The sequence below is a fragment of the Anaerosporobacter mobilis DSM 15930 genome (assembly GCF_900142955.1).
Lineage (GTDB): Bacteria > Bacillota > Clostridia > Lachnospirales > Lachnospiraceae > Anaerosporobacter > Anaerosporobacter mobilis.
In genome coordinates this window covers 22,910-42,150 of record NZ_FRCP01000006.1, presented here as the reverse complement: position 1 = coordinate 42,150, position 19,241 = coordinate 22,910, and the positions used below count along the sequence as shown (strand labels likewise).

The 19,241-nt window shown below is 37.3% G+C and carries 17 protein-coding genes; 14 read left to right on the top strand and 3 right to left on the bottom strand.

Annotated elements, in window-relative coordinates:
* The first annotated feature begins 71 nt into the window (after nucleotides 1-71).
* From BUB90_RS03035 to BUB90_RS03015, 5 genes are read left to right on the top strand one after another with little or no spacing between them, the layout of a single operon-like run.
* Nucleotides 72-776 carry a lantibiotic protection ABC transporter ATP-binding protein gene (locus BUB90_RS03035; protein ID WP_073282685.1) on the top strand — a complete coding sequence of 235 codons (705 nt, stop codon included), beginning with the start codon at nucleotides 72-74 and terminating at the stop codon, nucleotides 774-776.
* On the top strand, nucleotides 769-1,491 hold the full coding sequence (locus tag BUB90_RS03030; RefSeq protein WP_073282683.1) for a lantibiotic immunity ABC transporter MutE/EpiE family permease subunit: 723 nt from the start codon (nucleotides 769-771) through the stop codon (nucleotides 1,489-1,491). Before BUB90_RS03035 ends, BUB90_RS03030 begins: the two co-directional genes overlap by 8 nt.
* A 2-nt stretch (nucleotides 1,492-1,493) precedes the next feature.
* Nucleotides 1,494-2,252 (top strand): lantibiotic immunity ABC transporter MutG family permease subunit, encoded by a 759-nt coding sequence (locus BUB90_RS03025; protein ID WP_073282681.1) that lies wholly within the window; start codon nucleotides 1,494-1,496, stop codon nucleotides 2,250-2,252.
* 19 nt (nucleotides 2,253-2,271) lie between these two features.
* Entirely contained in the window at nucleotides 2,272-2,946 is a 675-nt protein-coding gene (locus tag BUB90_RS03020; RefSeq protein WP_073282679.1) for a response regulator transcription factor, read from the top strand.
* Entirely contained in the window at nucleotides 2,937-4,307 is a 1,371-nt protein-coding gene (locus BUB90_RS03015) for a sensor histidine kinase (protein WP_073282676.1), read from the top strand. Before BUB90_RS03020 ends, BUB90_RS03015 begins: the two co-directional genes overlap by 10 nt.
* 8 nt (nucleotides 4,308-4,315) lie before the next feature.
* Here BUB90_RS03015 and BUB90_RS03010 read toward each other — a convergent pair whose 3' ends face one another.
* The 3 genes from BUB90_RS03010 to BUB90_RS03000 all read right to left on the bottom strand — a co-directional run bounded on the left by BUB90_RS03010 (nucleotide 4,316) and on the right by BUB90_RS03000 (nucleotide 7,598).
* Entirely contained in the window at nucleotides 4,316-5,002 is a 687-nt protein-coding gene (locus tag BUB90_RS03010) for a DUF6320 domain-containing protein (protein WP_073282673.1), read from the bottom strand.
* Entirely contained in the window at nucleotides 4,989-6,257 is a 1,269-nt protein-coding gene (locus BUB90_RS03005; protein ID WP_139241691.1) for a hypothetical protein, read from the bottom strand. Before BUB90_RS03005 ends, BUB90_RS03010 begins: the two co-directional genes overlap by 14 nt.
* A 489-nt stretch (nucleotides 6,258-6,746) precedes the next feature.
* The gene (locus tag BUB90_RS03000) at nucleotides 6,747-7,598 is read right to left on the bottom strand and encodes a LysR family transcriptional regulator (RefSeq protein WP_073282669.1); all 852 of its coding nucleotides are present in this window, start codon (nucleotides 7,596-7,598) and stop codon (nucleotides 6,747-6,749) included.
* Between the two features lie 203 nt (nucleotides 7,599-7,801).
* On the opposite strand from BUB90_RS03000, the gene BUB90_RS02995 reads away from it, so the two are divergent.
* The 9 genes from BUB90_RS02995 to BUB90_RS02955 all read left to right on the top strand — a co-directional run bounded on the left by BUB90_RS02995 (nucleotide 7,802) and on the right by BUB90_RS02955 (nucleotide 19,199).
* Complete coding sequence (locus tag BUB90_RS02995) at nucleotides 7,802-8,314, top strand: GNAT family N-acetyltransferase (protein ID WP_084139056.1); 513 nt, start codon at nucleotides 7,802-7,804, stop codon at nucleotides 8,312-8,314.
* Nucleotides 8,315-8,400: 86 nt separating this feature from the next.
* The gene (locus BUB90_RS02990; protein WP_073282667.1) at nucleotides 8,401-9,099 is read left to right on the top strand and encodes a response regulator transcription factor; all 699 of its coding nucleotides are present in this window, start codon (nucleotides 8,401-8,403) and stop codon (nucleotides 9,097-9,099) included.
* On the top strand, nucleotides 9,080-10,447 hold the full coding sequence (locus tag BUB90_RS02985) for a sensor histidine kinase (RefSeq protein WP_073282665.1): 1,368 nt from the start codon (nucleotides 9,080-9,082) through the stop codon (nucleotides 10,445-10,447). The genes BUB90_RS02990 and BUB90_RS02985 overlap by 20 nt, the downstream gene beginning before the upstream one ends.
* Before the next feature lie 139 nt (nucleotides 10,448-10,586).
* Nucleotides 10,587-12,803 (top strand): ABC transporter substrate-binding protein, encoded by a 2,217-nt coding sequence (locus tag BUB90_RS02980; RefSeq protein WP_073282663.1) that lies wholly within the window; start codon nucleotides 10,587-10,589, stop codon nucleotides 12,801-12,803.
* A gap of 274 nt (nucleotides 12,804-13,077) precedes the next feature.
* Complete coding sequence (locus BUB90_RS02975; RefSeq protein WP_242952470.1) at nucleotides 13,078-13,968, top strand: carbohydrate ABC transporter permease; 891 nt, start codon at nucleotides 13,078-13,080, stop codon at nucleotides 13,966-13,968.
* A 222-nt stretch (nucleotides 13,969-14,190) separates the two neighbouring features.
* On the top strand, nucleotides 14,191-14,943 hold the full coding sequence (locus BUB90_RS02970) for a carbohydrate ABC transporter permease (protein ID WP_330393731.1): 753 nt from the start codon (nucleotides 14,191-14,193) through the stop codon (nucleotides 14,941-14,943).
* Between the two features lie 238 nt (nucleotides 14,944-15,181).
* Nucleotides 15,182-17,470, top strand: coding sequence for a hypothetical protein (locus BUB90_RS02965; protein ID WP_073282660.1), 2,289 nt, complete (start codon nucleotides 15,182-15,184; stop codon nucleotides 17,468-17,470).
* Entirely contained in the window at nucleotides 17,445-18,662 is a 1,218-nt protein-coding gene (locus BUB90_RS02960; RefSeq protein ID WP_073282658.1) for a hypothetical protein, read from the top strand. The genes BUB90_RS02965 and BUB90_RS02960 overlap by 26 nt, the downstream gene beginning before the upstream one ends.
* 333 nt (nucleotides 18,663-18,995) lie before the next feature.
* A complete protein-coding gene (locus BUB90_RS02955) occupies nucleotides 18,996-19,199 on the top strand; it encodes a cold-shock protein (protein WP_073282656.1) in 204 nt (67 codons plus the stop codon).
* Nucleotides 19,200-19,241 lie beyond the last annotated feature (42 nt).

Here is a 19,241-nt window from a genome sequence, read left to right as displayed (position 1 = left end):
TCAAAAAACTTATAGAATCTTTATAAATAGCCCTTATACTTTTGTTATCACAAGAGGAAAGGGCTATTTTTATGAAAAATATTTTGGAAACACATAATCTATGTAAGAATTACAAAAAACAAAAAGCAAATCACAACATATCAATTTCACTACCAGAGAAATCAGTTTATGGACTCCTTGGTCCAAACGGTGCGGGAAAGTCTACCCTGCTGAAAATGCTAACAGGTATGATTACTCCTACCTCAGGAGAAATTGTTTTTGATGGTAAGTCATGGAGTCGTAATGATTTGCTGTCCATTGGTGCGCTGATTGAATCACCGCCACTTTATGAAAACTTGACCGCCAGGGAGAATCTAAAGGTACGTACTCTGCTCTATGGCTTGCCAGATAGCCGCATTGATGAGGTGTTAGAATGTGTAGATCTGATAAACACGGGAAAGAAGCGTGCGGGGCATTTTTCGATGGGAATGAAACAACGACTTGGCATAGCTATGGCACTACTTAACCACCCGAAGCTGCTCATCTTAGATGAACCTACTAATGGGCTTGACCCAATCGGAATCGGAGATTTACGCGAGCTGATTAGAGCATTTCCACAGCAGGGAATAACGGTGATTCTTTCCAGCCATATTCTATCCGAAGTGGAACAAATCGCTGATCATATTGGTATTATAGCAAACGGTGAACTGTGGCATCAGGACAAAATTGACGCTACAGATGACCTTGAAGCACTATTTATGGAGGTTGTACGAAAGGCAGGTGATTCGAATGCTTAACTTTCTACAATCAGAATGGCTCAAGGAAAAGCATAGCTTCAACAAGGTGATTCTGTGGCTTGCCCCAGCGCTTACAATTTTGTTGGCCTTGTTGTTAATGGGAGGAAGATACCTGCAGGCAGGTGCTTATAATTGGTGGTATACAATGCTTTTGCCTGGTTGCTTTACTATGTTTTCTACGTTTACAGTGGCAAGGGAACAAAAAAAGAACAGGCACGGTTTATTGGGTGTGGCTGTAGATAAGAAGAAACTATGGCTTGCTCAGATCATACTCTGTACTTTATTCCTATTAACCACCTGTCTTGTCTTTTATGTCGGAATTACCCTAGGTGGTCTACTGTTTGGGCAATCGATTGGCGTAGCAGTAAGCTTATTTGCAAGTGTTTTGCTATTCGTCACCTTTGCTTGGCAAGTACCATTATGGATGTTTGTGACAGAAAAAGTTGGTGCATTTTTAACTGTTTTAATCAGCTTACTCTGCAATTTTGGTGTTGCGGTTATATGCGCAGTAGAAAGTTTTTGGTTGATTCCGTTCTCTATTCCTGCAAGGCTTATGTGTCCTACCATAGGTGTATTACCGAATGGGCTTAGGGTAGAAGTGGGTAGTAATATGGAAGACCCTGCTGTTATCCTACCAGGTGTATTGATTGGTATCACGCTTTTTATCCTGCTAACCATTGCTACTTCATGCTGGTTTCAGAAACGTGAGGTGTGAGCATGAAGCAATTTGTAAGAACTATAAAATCTGACATCTACAAGGCGCTACATTCCCACGTGTTACTCATACATCTTTTTGTGCCATTCTTTGGTATGGCAGTGTTCCTTGCTTATTACACCATTTCTCCTTGGAGTGAGCCACAGAAGGTATCAGCTTATCTGCAAGTATTAGCGATGGTATTTCCAATGTTAATTGGTATTGTTACAGTTATAGTATCAGAACAGGAGGTACAAGCAGCTTCATGTCAGATGCTGTTGTCTACTCCGTGCAAAAGATATATTCCACACTTTGCAAAGCTTTTGGTCATTTTGATATTTGGTTTTTGGTCTTCTATAATAGCTGTTTTCGGCTTTGGAACCTTGTTCCGGTTGATGGGAAATGTAGTTTTTCCTCTTTCACTATACATCAAATCGGCAATTTTGTTGTTTTTAGGAAACCTGACTCTATATATTCTTCAATATATTGTAAGCTTTGCATTTGGAAAAGGCGTAGGTCTTGGCTTGGGGATGGTGGGCAGCTTGCTATCAGCACTTCTTCTAACAGGGCTTGGTGATAGAATATGGACATTCTTACCTTGGGGAATTTCCACACGTTTTTGTAGTATGTTTGTGGAGAGTAAGATCACAAATGTGTCTTTTGTGGATTTATCTGGAGTAACTCAGGGCGTAATGTTTATAGGGGTGACAAGTGCCATACTTCTTTTGATACTTGCAGCTTGGAGTACAAAATGGGATGGAAGAAAAAATAAAGAAAATTAGCTAGAAATGGAGGGATTGAATGGCTCATATATTAGTAATCGATGATGAAAACGATATTTGCAAGTTGATTGAACGTGCACTTGCAAAAGACGGATATACCGTTACCACGAAAAACAGTGCTATTAATTTGACAGCACAGGACTTTAAAACCTATGACCTTGTTTTATTGGATGTGATGATGCCGGAGGTAGATGGATTTTCTCTCTGTCGAAGTATTCGAGGGGATGTGGATTGCCCAATTCTCTTCTTAACTGCCAAATCCATGGAGCAGGATATGATAGACGGTTTTTCGCTTGGTGCTGACGATTATATTAAAAAACCATTCAGCCTCTTAGAATTACGGGCAAGGGTGGCAGCACATCTGCGCAGAGAACATAGAGAACGTCATCAGTCGCTAACACAGGGAATATACCGATTTGACTTATCTGCAAAGGAAATTACAGTAGAAGCGGTACCAGGAAAACCAGAGAAAATACTTCTGACAAAGAGTGAATACGCTATCTGTGAAATGTTGGTGCGTAATAGGGGGCAAGTCTTTTCACTGGAACATATTTTGGAGACAGTGTTTGGGTTTGATACAGAAAGTGATATTGCGGCCATTCGCGTCCATATTAAAAACATCCGTAATAAATTCTCAAAATATACGGAAAATCCGATTGAAACAGTCTGGGGAGTGGGGTATAAATGGAGATAAAGAGCAAGAAATCTATAAAACTATATATGCTGTTTTTGCGCCATCTAGCAGTTTTTACTACCCTCACAATTTTGCTTATCGCCACAATTGTTCTTAGCTTTTATTATGGAATGGCGAGTGGTGCAATTCTACCCGCAAATTATGCAGAACAAGCTATCGAGCAAGCTAAAGAAGATATTCAAAACAGTCAGCCTTTTGATGAAACAGTCATTCCGTACCCATGTACCTATGCCTTGTTTGATGACAATGATAACTTAGTATGCGGTACTATGACGAATAAGGAGATCGTAAAATCAAAAGATGTTCTTTTTAAAAATTCAAAGACACCAGTCAGTCGATATATGCTAATCCAACGTGAGGATGGCTACTGTATTATACAATACGATTTACAAGCACACTTTACATCTCCTACTCTGCATGAGTTGTTTCCAATGCCTGAGCTACTAGTAATACTACTTTTTCTTGTTGGTTTTCTTTCAATAGCATGTGTTATAGCCTCGCGCTTCGGTAAAAAGTTGAACGCTGAACTATCCCCGTTGATTACTGCAACAGATGCCATTAAACAGCAGGAACTGGATTTTGAAGTTTCGCCAACGCACATTCAAGAGTTTAATACGGTTTTGAATTCAATAGATGAAATGAAACGTGCACTTGGGACTTCACTTAAGCAACAATGGAACGCTGAGCAAAACCGAAAAACACAAATTTCTGCACTTGCCCATGACATTAAAACACCCTTGACAATAGTCAAGGGCAATACAGAGCTTCTACTGGAAGCAGAATTATCGGAGGCGGATAAGGAATTGCTTGAGTATATCCATGCAAGCTCCCATAAAATTGAACAGTATCTCGATCTTCTGATGTCAGCCGCAAAGGCAGAAAGTCATGTAGATTTTGATCCGAAATCATTTTCAGTAAGCGAGTTTATTTCGGAAATCAAGTCGGAAGCAACAGCTCTTTGCCTTGCAAAGAATATCACACTGACCACAGATATACGAGATTTGCCCGAAACGTTCTATGGGGACTCAGTGCTCTTAGTCAGTGCACTTTCCAATATTCTAGCCAATGCCATAGAATATTCTCCTACCCACGGTAATGTTACGATTAGCATTAGTGGGAGGGAAGATATGCTCAGGTTTACTATAACTGATAGTGGTAAGGGCTTTTCTTTCGCAAGCCTTAAAAACGCTACGCAGCAGTTTTATACGGAACAGGAGGAACGCTCTGGCAAGCACTACGGCATGGGTCTTTTCATTGCTGAATCGGTTGCCAAAAAGCATGGCGGTAATCTTATTATAGCAAACAAGGAGGAAGGTTGCGGGGCGGTCGTAACATTAAACGTTAAGACGCATACTGAGTAACAGGAATCCTACCAATGCAGTCTCCTTTTTAATTCTTCTTTAGCCTCTTTTGTTGAGAAAAAGAATAGCCCAGACAACGTAAGTAGACCATATAAGCAGCAACTGAGCGCAGGCCATCCTACTGAAATAATCGATAAGAAATACAGTAGTAAGGGTATGAATGCTAGGATACTTGTTCCAAATACATACATTGAGTATTCAAACAGACGCTCTTTGTTGCCGAATATACAACAAGTTGATAAAATATTCAGGGCAAGAAGCCCAAATGGTAACACATAATCAAGTGCCCAGTGATAACTATTACCTAATAAAGCAATTGCTATAAGAAACACTAGGGTACTTAATCCAATCTGATACACCTTGTGAAAGAGCTTAGAAGGTGTGGTGAAGGTATGAATAACGATTACGCCTAATATACATGAAAACACAACATAGATAGACCATAATCCAAAACCCTTACCTGATGAATTCATATAGATGAAGTCAATTATGAGGCAACATAGGGAACTAACAAGCAAGATAAAATAGAGAATCTTTTGAACGGTTTTCTCTGGCTTATGTTGTCGTTTCATTGGTGGATAGAAGAATTCCATATCTTCATCTGAGCGGTTCTCCCCTTCTAATCGATTATTACAAAACAAACAGTTGTTAATAGGAGTACGGTAATGTATTCCACAAGTCTTACAATATCTCATCTAATCCCTCCCTATAGTTCGTATCAATGGTTACAGGGATACCTGCATCGGTTAGTATTTTAAGGAAATATTGAATTGTCGATATATCCTTGAATTCGGAGTTTAACATAAGGTTAGTATGCCCTTTGATTGAGGCGATTGCCATACAAGTACCCCCTAATGCAAATTCCACATCTTCAACATATGGCTCCAATGAAGCTGGCAACATAATGTTGCCTAAGTTGGAGATATAATACGTACTAATATTCTCGGCACAGTAAAAGTAGCCAATTTGGAATGCAAGATTCTTAATTGGAAGTGGAAGTAATCTTACAAAAGGGTTTTTCTCAATACTTACATTTGAATTGATTCGCCTGTGGAGGTCTTCCTTTGTCAGTTGCTTTGCATATTGTTCTTTCGTGGAAGCAAGCATTTGCTCAAATGTCCAAGATTCTCTACCATCAAATGTTGCTTTAATGTAGAGAGAAAAATTACGTAATGTATTGGACGGAAAGAACTTTCTTAAATTAACAGGGACAAACATTTTAATTGGTTTACGACTGGAACGACAACCAAGGCTACAGTTATAGATGCTATAGGCAAAAGCAGCCGTTACGAATTGTCCAATGGTAACATTATGTGCTTTGGCAGTAGCTAGGAGTGCATCGGTTGGTACTTGAGCACGCACAGCTAAGGAGAAGTTATTCACAAAGGTTTCTCCTGATAAGTGGTAAGCGGGTTCTTCGGTAAGGTTTTTCTTGTTCGATTTATCATAAGAGCCAACAAACATATCCACTTCACCAGTTACATCATGTGGTGAGTGACTTCGAATTCGTCCGTCATGTTCTAACGTATGGCCCTGCAATTCATAGTACACATATACAATGGATTTGAGGAACTCCATAGCACCTGTTCCGTCTGTGAGTGAATGGAACGTCTCTAAAGTAACTTTATTTCCAAAGTAGTAAACCTTGAATAGATAACCATTGTTCTTTTGCCAGGAGAAGTATTTACATAAGATAGCTGGTTCTTCTTCGACATGGAAGGGTTTCTTGTTCGCAGATAGATAATACCAAAACAAACCGCTCTTTAATTCTACTGCGAATGTTTCAAATCTTGGTAGAACCTGATTAACAGCTTCTTCTAACACATCTTTTCTTATTTCCTCTTTCAGATAAAAGGAGAGGCGGAATACACTGCTTCTACTGTCCTTTGATACGGCGGGAAATATCTTGCCTGCATTATCTACAGGGTACCAATATTGATTCCGTTTCATAATTGCAATCATGCTCCTCTCTGTTATCGCAAAACTCCGATCATTTTACTCATAACTTCTTACCTAACTAACTGTGACACAAAACACGTTACGCACCTAAGTACTTCTATGTGTGTACACCACATGCACCAATTTTGCGGAACCGCCATCGATGTGGCATCCTGCCGCAGCTCAGGCTGGCTCGGCATCCATGCCTCGCCTTCCTTGGTTTCTGAGTACACACTAAGAAGTACTATACGTGCTACACTACCGTTTTTTAGTCATAGTGAGTTGGGCAAGAAGTTAATCTACATTTTAAGAGTTTTGCTTAGACTAGTTTATTGGTACATAAGTGATGATAGGCGATTGTAACGGCAGACATAAAACACATTGTTGTTGATGTCGGTATTACAAAGAGTTTCACACTTATTTATTTTCTAATTCTCGTTCTTAATATTATATCATCTAGTTTTCAAAACTATTATAAAACTTTAGAAATAAAATTACAAGTTATAATAAGTCGTATTCACATAGTTGTTTCCCATTCATCTCGTTATAGATTCGATACGAATTAATTTTTGGAGTCTTAAAATCAAGTAAAGGTACAGTTTCAAGTTCACCTGTCAAGATATATGGTGTTACAAGACTTTCTGGTAAAAAACTATAGCCGATTCCATCAAGTAAGAACTGAAGTAACTTCGTACTATTATCAATCTCAAAATGAAATTGATTGAAACTAGGAAAGAGTTCACGGATGAATAAACCAACTTCTTGAAGTGCGAAGTTGCAGAATAGATATGGAATCTCTGTAAGTTCCTCTTTGTGAATTCCATTGTGATATCGATTGGTGTTTGGTGAAGTGACTAAGACTAGTGCGTCAGTTGCGAACACATCACTTTTGTATCCATTCTTAACAAGTGGAAGATAGGAGTATACAACATCAAGAAGACCATCTTGTAGCATCTGTAGCAATGAAATAGAGTGACCAACAGTTACGGTCAGAGCGCAATCTTGCCTCGAAGTAAGTAATTGCTTGATGGTATCTACAAGGTGGCATTCATAGATGGTATTCGTTGTTCCTATTCTAAGACTATGTTCGTATTGTTTTATGGCATTCATCTCTTTTATCGAAGTTTCCTCTAAGTCAATCATACGTTTTGCATAGGTTAGAAAAAGATTACCCTCTGCTGTAAGTACAACAGTTTTATTGTCTCTGTGGAATAACTTTTTGCCTAATTGGCGTTCTAATTCTGCAATACGATTGGTAACGGTAGACTGCGCAACGAACAGTTGATCTGCCGCCTGTGTGAAGTTCTTTATATCGGCTAGTACTAAGAAAGTACGTAGATTTTGTGTATCCATAGGATTCCTCCATGTTCTAGGGTAATAACTATTATTATTTACATATCGAATTACTAGTATTAGTATAATTCATTATACAAATAATACCATTTGGATTATACTTTGGTCAAGAGGGTTTGTTGGAGTGTGGCTCTGTTAGAAACAGGAATCAAAGGACCTAGGAGTTTCATTGTTGAATAGTAAAGTATAGGAGGAATGTAGGAATGAGTAACAAGGAGAGTAACATAATCATTTGCCGTGCAACTAGTAATGATATAGAGGATATGCTCAAACTACGGATGGAATTTATTGAAGAGATTAAACCCGGATATAAAGAGTATGATTTGTTTCATATAGCTACGTTTGAAGAGAAGACAAGAGAGTACTTTCTTCATGCAATTGAGCATGAAGAACAGATCACTTATCTTGCATTCAGTGGCGATAAAGCGGTTGCGTGTGGTAGTTTATGTTTTGTGAACGTTATGCCTACTTTGGATCATATCAGTGGTAAGAGAGGCCATCTTATGAACATATACACGGAGAGAGAGTATAGACGTAAACATATAGGATTTAGGATTGTGGATGCAATTGTTGCAGAGGCAAGACAAATGGGGATAACACAGATAACCTTAGATGCTACGCAAGAGGGAGAAAAATTATATAGTCGATATGGATTTACCCCAATGAAGGAGGGTATGGAATTGTGCTTGTTGGGGAGAGAGTTCCCAAGTAGGTGATTACTTACTCCATTGACAAGAATTAGGGAATACATTACAATTACCAAAAAGTAAAAGAGTCACTATGATACAAGAGGAGGAAGAATATGAAGTTACTTTTGGTGGAGGATGACTTGAATCTATGTGATGCATTAGAGGAACAGTTAAAGGCAGCAGGTTATGAGGTTGACGTTTGCCATAATGCGATTAATGCAAGGTATTATCTAACCGCAACGTCACATGACATGGTACTCTTAGATCGAATGTTACCTGGTAAAGACGGGGTTTCGTTTTTGTCAGAGATTCGAAAGAAACAGATTATGGTTCCTGTTATATTAATAACAGCAATGAATGGGATCTATGACAGAGTAGATGGACTAGATGCAGGAGCGGATGATTATCTTGTAAAACCTTTTGCTATGGAAGAATTGTTTGCAAGAATTCGCGCATTAGCAAGGAGACCAAGACAAATAGAAGCAGCAAATTGTTTGAAATATGGAGATCTTACATATAACATAGACCGAAAGATTGTTAATAAAGGGGAAGAGAACTATATATTATCAAAGAAAGAAAGTTCATTACTAGAATTTTTTATGCGTAATTCGGGTCAAGTAGTAACGAGAGAACAGATCCTTGACCGAGTGTGGGGAGCAGATGGAACAGTGGAAGATGGTAATATAGACAATTATATTCATTTCCTAAGAAAGCGACTAAAGGGTATTGAGAGCAATGTACTGATTAAAACGGTATATGGAATTGGGTATCGACTAGAAGAGGGGGCTATAAGTGAGACCAGCAAAGGGTAGATATCAAAGAATTAGTCAACATTATAAACGTCTATTGGAAGAGAAAAATAGTGTACAGAAGGCGAAAAACCGACTTGTCTTATTATACAGTGTAAGTATGGGAGTGATTCTTTCTGCTGCACTTTTAGCAGTGTTTTTAATGAATGTTCATGAACAGAAACAGAATAAAAGTAGGATTTTTCAAAGTACAGCAACAACTGTGTATATGAAATTATCTTCTGATACAACGGTATCCAATACTTGGATTACAGAGATGGAAAGTTCTAATGAGATGATTCTTCATATTGTAGATGCAGGAAAACCATTAATACAATGGGGAAGTTGGGTACCAGAGGAAGAAAGAGAGAAAGAAGTTACCAAGGTTGAGAATCTGGCCAGAGAAGATAATTTGTTATTGAATGTAAGGCCAATTTCACAAAAAGAAGGTTTTTATCGTCATTATCAATTAAAGAATGAACAGGGGCATGAATACTATGCGGTTGCCTTTGTAATACCATTTGAAAAACAGTATAGAAGCGCTATATTGATACAATATTTTACGAAAGAAGACCAAGCATTTGATCAATTAGCAAAGGTTTTCTTACTAATTGAGATACTTGGAATTCTATGTATGGTCATATTGAATCAAATCTATGTAAGGTTTATTATGAAACCTGTTGAAGAGAGTAAGCGATTGCAAACGGAATTCATCGCAGCAGCATCTCATGAATTAAAGGCTCCTCTTACGGTAATACGAACCAGTGCCAGCGCGATTAAGGTGGTTCCAGAGAAATCAGAGCACTACATTGCAACCATTGGTGAGGAATGTAATAGAATGTCAAGTTTGGTGGAGGATTTGTTAATTCTATCTTCCACAGAGACGAAGGCATGGAGAATGGTAATGGAGAGGGTAGAATTAGATACGATATTACTAGATGTCTATGAGGAGGTACTACCGATTTGCAAGGAAGCTACTATAGGGCTTGCGATATCTTTGCCCGATAATCTATTACCCCCTGTCAATGCAGATGCTATGAGGTTAAAACAAATCATTGTGATTTTACTGAACAATGCAGTTCAATATTCTAAGAGTGTAAAACCACTTTTGTTACACGCATATACAAGTAAACATTATGTTTATATACAAGTGATTGATTATGGAATTGGAATTCCGGATGAGGAGAAAACAGCGGTTTTCGAGAAGTTCTATCAAGTGGATTCTTCACACAATGACCGAAAACACTATGGGTTAGGTTTAAGCATTGCAAGGGAACTGGTTAAGATGCATCAAGGTCTTTTGTTATTAGAAGATACGGAGGGCGGTGGTTGTACATTTACGATCAAGTTGCCAAGAGTTATAGAGGACTAAGATATATCACAGATTTATCACAATGTTTTACAAATCTTAGAGAACTTTTAGAGGATTCCTTGTTATTCTATGTTTGTCAGGTAGCGGTATTATTGTTCTGTGACATGGTATATTGAAAACAAGGAGGATTGTAGGAGTTATGAGGAAGAAGAAAATGTCTGATAACAAAAGAACTAGATTACTAGTATTATTTCTATGCGTGGTTCTAATCAGCTCGTTATTAATCGGTTGTAAGTCAAGGGGAGATAAGGAGACTTCTAGTGTTCCAATGGGAAGGTACATGGAACAAGAATTAGAATTACCAGAAGAGTATCAAGAGTCACATATTATCTCGATACTATCAAATGTAGATAACGAACTAGAAGTCTACTTAGCTACAGCTACTACTATGATAGCTTTGATTTATGATGGTGAGAGCTGGACTGAGAAAACAATTAGCTGGATTAATAATATTGATCAAAATAAGTATATGATCTATAAGGTTATTCTAGGTAAGGATAATCAATATTATTTGATCACAGTAGATTATTCTAGTGGAGAATACCAATATATGATCTATAAAGAGGATGGAGAACTAGCGCAGAAACTGGAAATCCCATGGTTAGAGACAAAGACTGAGGATTACAAGGGGGAAATGAGCTATCCCAATGTAGAAGATATACAAGTGTTAGAAGACGGGACATTGGTTATATTACCAAGTATCTACGGTGAGAGTGTTAACATGTTTGACCCTTCTACGGGTGAGTTAATACAAGATTATTCATTAATAGCGCCAGTAGCTGTTAGTAATCAAGATTTAATAGGGTATAGCACGGATCAGCAGAAGTTACTCCGTATGGATAAGAGTGGAAGAGAGACAGCAAGTTATGTCTATGATGCAGTACTTGATAATTCATTGATTCAGGAAGTAGACGGTAATATCTATAGTTTGAATTCGGCAGGGGTTTCAGTATTACAAAAAGATGGATCACTTTGGCAAACGATTGTCGAGGGAGGTCTTACTACACTGTCTGATCAAACAATGGTATTTCAGGAATTAGCGGTTATGGAGAAAGAGAAGGCTGCGTATGCTGTTCTAGCTTATGATAGCCAATATAATATTAAACTATATTATTATCAATTTGATGAAAACGTTGCTTCGATTCCATCTACGCAGATGAATGTATATTCGTTGTACCTGAATCCAACCATTAGACAGGCAATTATTAAATACCAATCAGAACATCCGGATGTGCTGATTAATTATACATATGCCATTGAGAATGGAGAGGCTAGTAACGCGAACTTATCGGATACAATACGTGCATTAAACACAGAGCTTCTGGCAGGAAATGGGGCAGACATCTTGGTATTAGATGGTTTGCCAAGAGATTCTTATGTAGAAAAGGGTGTTCTTGAAGACATTAGTGATCGTATCAAGCCACTTGTAGATGATGAAACATTGAATAAGAATATTATGCAAAACTATCTATCAGATAGTAGTTGCTACTATGTTCCGTTGCGTTTCCAAGTGCCATTAGCCTACGGTAATAAACAGGTAGTTGAGGCAATGCCTTCTTTAGATGCTATGATTGCACTATTGGAAAATAAAGACGTTACGGGTCTATTCAACAATATAGGTGCAGAGAATTTTGCAAACCTCTTTTGGGCCTTATATAGCAAAGAGTTAGTTACGGATGAGAAAACAATTAATGAAGAAATCCTAGGTAAATATCTCGATATGTTACAGTTGCTGATGGAAAAGCTGGGAGAAGAGAATATATTCAACTTCGGTACATCACAGTTACAAGTAGATAATGCCATTGAGTTAGACCGTGGTTTTAGTATGTATTTTGGAGAGAATAATAAAAGTGAGACGTTCGTAGAACAACTACTGTCATTGTCAGATAGTCAAGTTACTTTAGCGGGAGCTAGAGAAGTAGGAATGTATTATGACACATTTGATAATCAGTACATTGAAAGTGGTTTGGTAGGTATTAACAAGGCTAGTAAAAACAAAGAGTTAGCAAAGGAATTCTTGGCATATCTATTAGGGGATAAAGTGCAATCATCTACGGCATTTGATGGGTTTCCTGTGAATGCAAAGGCATTAGATGGAGTTATGAATGAAGTGGATACGCTTCAGGGTATGTCAATTGCTATAGATACTGAAATTAGGCAAATTGAAGCTCCAGATGAGAAACAAGTAAAAGAACTATACGATAAAATAAAAGAATTAGATAATCCAATATCATATGATTGTATGTTATCTTCATTAGTAATTGATCAGGTTAAGGATTTCCTTGAAGATAAGGTTAGCAAAGAAGAAGCTGTTCAGAATATTATGAATGTAGCTAAGGGATATTTGGCAGAGTAAGAATGAACTATAAAGTATTAGGGGGCAAAGCCGATAAGTTGGTTTTGCCCCCTTTAAAAGAGAAATATAAAATATGGTGAATAATACAAAGAAAGATACCAATATATCAAAGTGTTTTAAAGATTATTTAGAGATTTACATGGTATTCTTTTCTTATCTTTGACGCAGAGTGTCAAAAAATCGCTAGGGGTATTAAGATGAGCCAATGTATACCTAAGCAAGTAAGAATTAGCATAGCTTTTTGCTATGACTTTATTATATCAGGTGGTAAGGAATGAAGATGGGAATGAGTAAGTACTTTAAAACAAAGCGTGCAAGGAAAGAAACTATTCTTGGTTTCGTTTTTTTGCTTCCTAGTTTTCTAGGAGTTTCGATATTCGTACTAATTCCGTTTATTGACGCGGTTAGGCGATCTTTTAGTGAAACAATGACAAGGAGATTTGTTGGATTAGAGAATTATAGATTAGTATTTGCGAATGAAGCCTTTAAGTTAGCAGCGAAGAATACAGGGAAATTTCTATTAATATGTATACCGCTTCTATTACTCCTGTCATTATTCTTCTCTGTCCTTTTGTTTTCAATAGGGGGATTACAAAACGTTATTAAAACCACCTTCTTAATACCAATGGTAATACCGGCAGCGTCCATTGTATTACTATGGAGAGTATTCTTTGATGAGTATGGAATGTTGAATAAGATTATCGTACATTTCGGTGGTAGTGGTACAGATTGGATGAATTCGAGTAAAGCATTCTATATCTTGGTATTCACGTACATATGGAAGAATATTGGATATGACATTATTCTATGGCTTGCTGGTTTGAATGGAATTTCACAAAGTGTATACGAGGCGGCTTCTGTTGATGGAGCTGGCACGTTTACTAAATTCATATATATTACGCTACCTAATCTTATGTCGACCTTATTCATTGTTACGGTTTTATCGTTGATTAATAGTTTTAAGGTGTTTCGAGAGGCATATCTAATCGCAGGGGATTATCCACATGAGAGTATCTACATGTTGCAGCATGTATTCAATAACTGGTTTACGAACTTAGATATTCAAAAGATGTGTGCGGGAGCAGTTCTTGTTGCAATCACGTTATTGACGGTCATTATAGGCATTCAGAAGCTAACAGGGAGTGATAAGGAAGAGGTACTATGATGAATGGAATGCGCTTACTAGGTATTGTATATAGTTCAAGTATGAGAAAGATACACAAAAACACTATGACTCAAAATACTTGTAGATTTGATTAAGGAGGAATACAGATTGAGGGATAGAAAGTCAACAATTCATAAAAAGCATATCTTCACATACATCCTTTTAATCCTGTCATGCTTACTCATATGGATTCCCATCTATATGGTATTAAGTGGATGTTTAATGAGAGGAGAAGAACTTACCGAGTATATTGGTGTTGTATTAGACCAAGGAAAAGGTTATGTTTCATGGCCGTTAGTGCCCTTATATCCAACTCTTAAATCATTCGTAGAGTTGTTGTTTGATGCACCACAATTCTTCGTTATGTTTTGGAATTCTTGTAAGCAAGTATTGCCTGCAGTACTTGGTCAGTTTTTCGTTGCAGTACCTGCGGCTTGGAGTTTTGCAAGATATCGTTTTCCATGTAAGAATATCTTGTTTTACATATACATTGTGTTAATGATCTTACCATTCCAGGTGACGATTGTTTCTAGTTATTTGGTACTCAACAAATTACATGTGCTAGATACACACCTAGCAATTATATTGCCAGCTATATTCTCAACATTTCCTGTTTTTATCATGACAAAGTTCTTCAAAGGGATACCCGAGGAGATGTTAGAAGCAGCAAGGTTAGATGGTGCAGGAGAGGGATATATATTTTTTCATATTGGTATTCCTCTAGGGAACGCAGGAATTATATCAGCATTGATTCTTTCCTTTATTGAATTGTGGAACTGTATTGAGCAACCATTGACCTTCCTGCGTGATAAGTCGTATTGGCCACTGTCCTTATATCTACCACAGATATCAGCAGATAACCTAGGCGTGTCCTTCATCGCATCATTAATAATGATGTTACCCGCTGTACTGATATTCCTAAAAGGGCAGGAGTATCTAGAACAAGGAATCGTTGCGTCTGGTATTAAACAATAGGTGTTATAGGCAATTGCGAAACCCTTCTCCGTGCATAAAGCATATCTGTGTTTTAAGGCTGTCTACTACAGTTTTCCTAGAATTGTATGACCTACGCATACAATAAAAAACATGGTATGTGTCGTACACGCAATTCGTCAAACAGTAACGACAGACATAAAACACATTGATATGTTTTATGCACTACAAAGAGTTTCGCAATTGCCCAAAAGATATTAGATGGAAAGGATTGAAATCTATGAATAAGAAAGATAAGAATAAAGGCGATAATAGATTGCAGAAAAAGGCAGGAAAATGTCTAGCAATATTTATAGTTGTTATGATGGTGTTAACAGTGGTATCACGAGTAAGTGCTAGCTTGACAGTACCACTTGTTTCTACACAAAAGGCAAGAAAAGATGTATTGAATTATAAAATCAAAGGAGATGGAAGAATTGATTCTGCGAATGCCATATACCTAGAGCTACTTGGTAATCTACAGATTGCAGAAATTTATGTGAAGAAAGGACAGAGTGTAGCGAAAGGAGATCGAATCTTTCGATATAGTTTGGATCAATTGAAGGAACAGATTGAAAAGGCTACAGATGAATATGAAGCGAGTAAGAGGGCGTATGATAAGGCAATCTTGACAGCTTCATTAGAGACAGAGGAGGCCGATGGTAGTGATGAGCAGAAGGCTGTAACACGTGCCAAGGAAGATTATAGGAAGGCACAGGAGGACTATAAGGAGGCGAAGGTAGTCTATAAGGAGAAGTTAGAAGAGATTAAAGATAAGCTAAGTGATACACAAAGAGAAGAATATGATAAAGCCGAGGAAGAGTATGATACAGCAAAAGAATCTTATGATGATACAAAAGCTAAGTATACGAAACAGCTAGCGCAGGCCAATGAAGCATATGCCACGGCAGGTGAAACAAGTAATAAAGAGATTCAAAATGCCAAGAATGAACTTGCAGATGCACAGAGTGAGTTAGATGAGGTTATGCTCAAGAAGACAACGTTAATCAAATATATGAATACATTAGAACAACACGCAAAGAATCAAAAGTTTGCCGAGATGTATACAGATTTAGAGAACATCTATAATACGTATTTCGGTAAAAATGAATATACGGAGATTAAAAGTAAAATCAGTGAGACGCAAAATGCTGTTGATGATGCGGAAAAAAATCTAAAGGCTGTCAAGGCAAAATGGAAATTGACTATGGAAGAAGAGGACCGTGAACTTGCTAAGATAGATCCTAGTGATCCTAGTTATGAATCTGCATTAAACAAATACAAACTTCAACAATTAGAAGGGGAGAATGCAATAAGAGAAGCCACTGACGCAGTGGATCGTGCTAAGAAGCAAGTTAGTAGTGTATCTCCTAAATATACGGAAATATCAGATGCGGCAATAGCCTACTTTAATTATCTAGCAGCGAATCCATCGGGAAGTAATGTTACTTTATACAAAAATTACTATACTGCTATATTAGATTCTTCTGTAGTAGATGAATCAGCCTATAAGGCAAAGAATAAAGCAGTGGAGAAAGCAAAGAAAACAGTAGAGGAAACAACAAAAGAGCAAGCAAAACTAGTTGCTAAGGCGCAAACTGCAGTGAATGATATTACAGCTGAGAAGAAGAAAGAAGAAAAAAAGGCGAAAGATTTACTGGCGAAGAAGGCTAAGGTTGTAGATGAGTTATTAGATAAGGTATATGAAGATAAAGATGGAATACGAGCTGCAAGAGAAAGTTTAGAAGCCAAAGAAGATGGAGTTGATATCGCTAAACGAGCGGTGGAAGATGCAGAGGATAAATTATCGGATTTTCAAAAGAGTAATTTGATTAAGAATGAGAACAAAGGAATTAATGCAAAGATTGCAGAGTTAGATATGGAGCAACTCGAAGAGGATATGGAAAGAAAAGCAGAGATTCTTGAGAAACTGAATCAAGTAATTAAGGTAGATGGTGAAGTTTCTGCAGACATAGATGGAATGGTTACTGCTCTTGATATTGAACCGAAGACGACAATTTCGGGAAGTGAAAAGGTGGCTATTACACCAAGTAATTCTGTATTCGCTGGTAGTTTTGAAAAGGATTATATGGAATATGTACAAGAAGGTGACAAGATTAGTTGCCAACTTACAGGTTACAAGAAACCGGTAGAAGGTGAAGTAATTGATATCGCCTATAATAGCGAAGGGGATTGCTATTATGTGACGGCTAAACTTCCAGATGGAGAATTCGCACCTGGAATAACGGGTCAATTTACAATAGAAAAATCATCTGAGAAGTATAATAATTGTATTCCATTGACCGCACTTAGGAACGATAACTCAGGTGACTATGTACTTGTTATGAGAGAAACTAGTACAATACTTGGCAAGGAGTTTAAGGCTTATCGTGTTAATGTCATTGTTGATAAGAAGGATTTCCAGACAGCTGTTATCAATGATGTGCTAGGTTACGATGAGGAAGTTATTATAGGAAGTAATCGTAATGTTATGGAGGGCGATCGTGTTCGTAAAGGAACCTATGAATAAAGAGCGTTTGTGGAAGATAAAAAATGTAGTACTAATGGCTCTTGCTCTTGCTTGTTATAGCGTTGGAGTTATGAAGTATTATGAACTACGGGAGAATTATCAAAGTGTGAGTGTGCAGTTACAGGGGGAGGGGGCAACGAAGGAACAGTTGAAGACACTCCTAGAGGAAGAAAAAGAGAAGTATGGAATGGAAGAAGAGGAAGAAGGACGGGATGAACAGCAAAAGAAACAAGTAAGCCAGCGAAATAAAGTAAAAAAGATACCTGAGATAACTGCATATGAAAAGGAAGAACATAGGAAGGTTTCAGACACGAAATTCGGAAAAACTAAGAATGTAACGAAGTACCTTGTTTATGGAGGCATGAATCAGATCCTACCAATACAGATCTATAGCGGAAATTATGTATATGAGAATGATTATGAGGGGTGTATGTTAGATAGAGATACCGCATATGCATTGTTTGGAAGTTTAGATGTAATTGGTCAACAGGTAGTAATTGATGAGAAAGTAATTAATAAGAATGCAGAGAGTAATAGCAACAGTTCACAAGGAGAGCAAGTGACTACGATTAAACAACGAGAATATTATGTACGAGGAATACTTGATACAAGCCATCCGGTTGTAATGGTACAGACAAGAGAGGATAAGACACAGTTTCATTATCTACAATTTGATTATGGCAATAGTTCAAGAGGAAGAGAATACGTAGAACAATTAATGATGGTTTATCCACTAGGTTCCTCAGGGGTAATGGTTGACCAGAATTTGATTGTAAGGTTACTTGGGAATGTACTATTTCTACCTTGGTTATTAGCAGGAATCATTATCATCTGGAAGAGAGTTCATCAGCTTACGGAATATTTCAAATTGCAGGAATTCTTAAAACAACCGCCACGGTTTTTTGCTAAATTGATTCTGCCTCCTATACTGGCTGTAATAGGTATCGTAGTTACTGCGAAACGATTTGCCTTTTTCCCCTTACAATATATACCTACAAAATGGTCAGACTTTAGTAGTGTTAGTCGGACTATAAACCTGATACGTGAACATATAGATGAATTTAACTATATGACTCCTACGATTCGTGATGTTCTACTCAAAGAGAATATAGCTATACTTGTCATAGCGGTGGTAAGCATGATCGTTCTTATGTGGGTAGTAATAGAAAGAATTCGTGCTAGGGAGACATAGGTTTTTCAGGTGGACGCTCACTTTATATAGAGTGGGAATATGATAGTAACCTCAGATAAGTAGTTAAAATGCAGTCTTGATAGATGAAATCAGGCTGCATATTTAAATTAACATTAAAAATAGTATCAATTGATATTGACAATGCCAATTTCATGTGTTAAACTAGGTTTAGTATTTTAAATGTTTTATTGATTTCACATATTTTTGCAAGTCATTATTTCACTTAATGATTTACAAAAGTATGTGATTTTTTTATTCGTATCTTTGCTTGAGTAATCATGTAAGTAACCTCAACATTTAAAGTAAAATAATATAATTTAGGAGGTATCTTTCATGAATAAAGGTACAGTAAAATGGTTTAACGAACAAAAAGGATTTGGATTTATCACTGACGAAAGCAATGGAGAAGATGTATTCGTACATTTCTCAGGAATTGCATCAAATGGTTTTAAATCATTAGCTGATGGACAAAGAGTTAGTTTTGAATTAACTCGTGGTGATCGTGGTATGCAAGCTGTTAACGTAACAGTAGATTAAGTATCAAAACCAAAGGAGGAGCCTTTGCACTGTAGATGAATA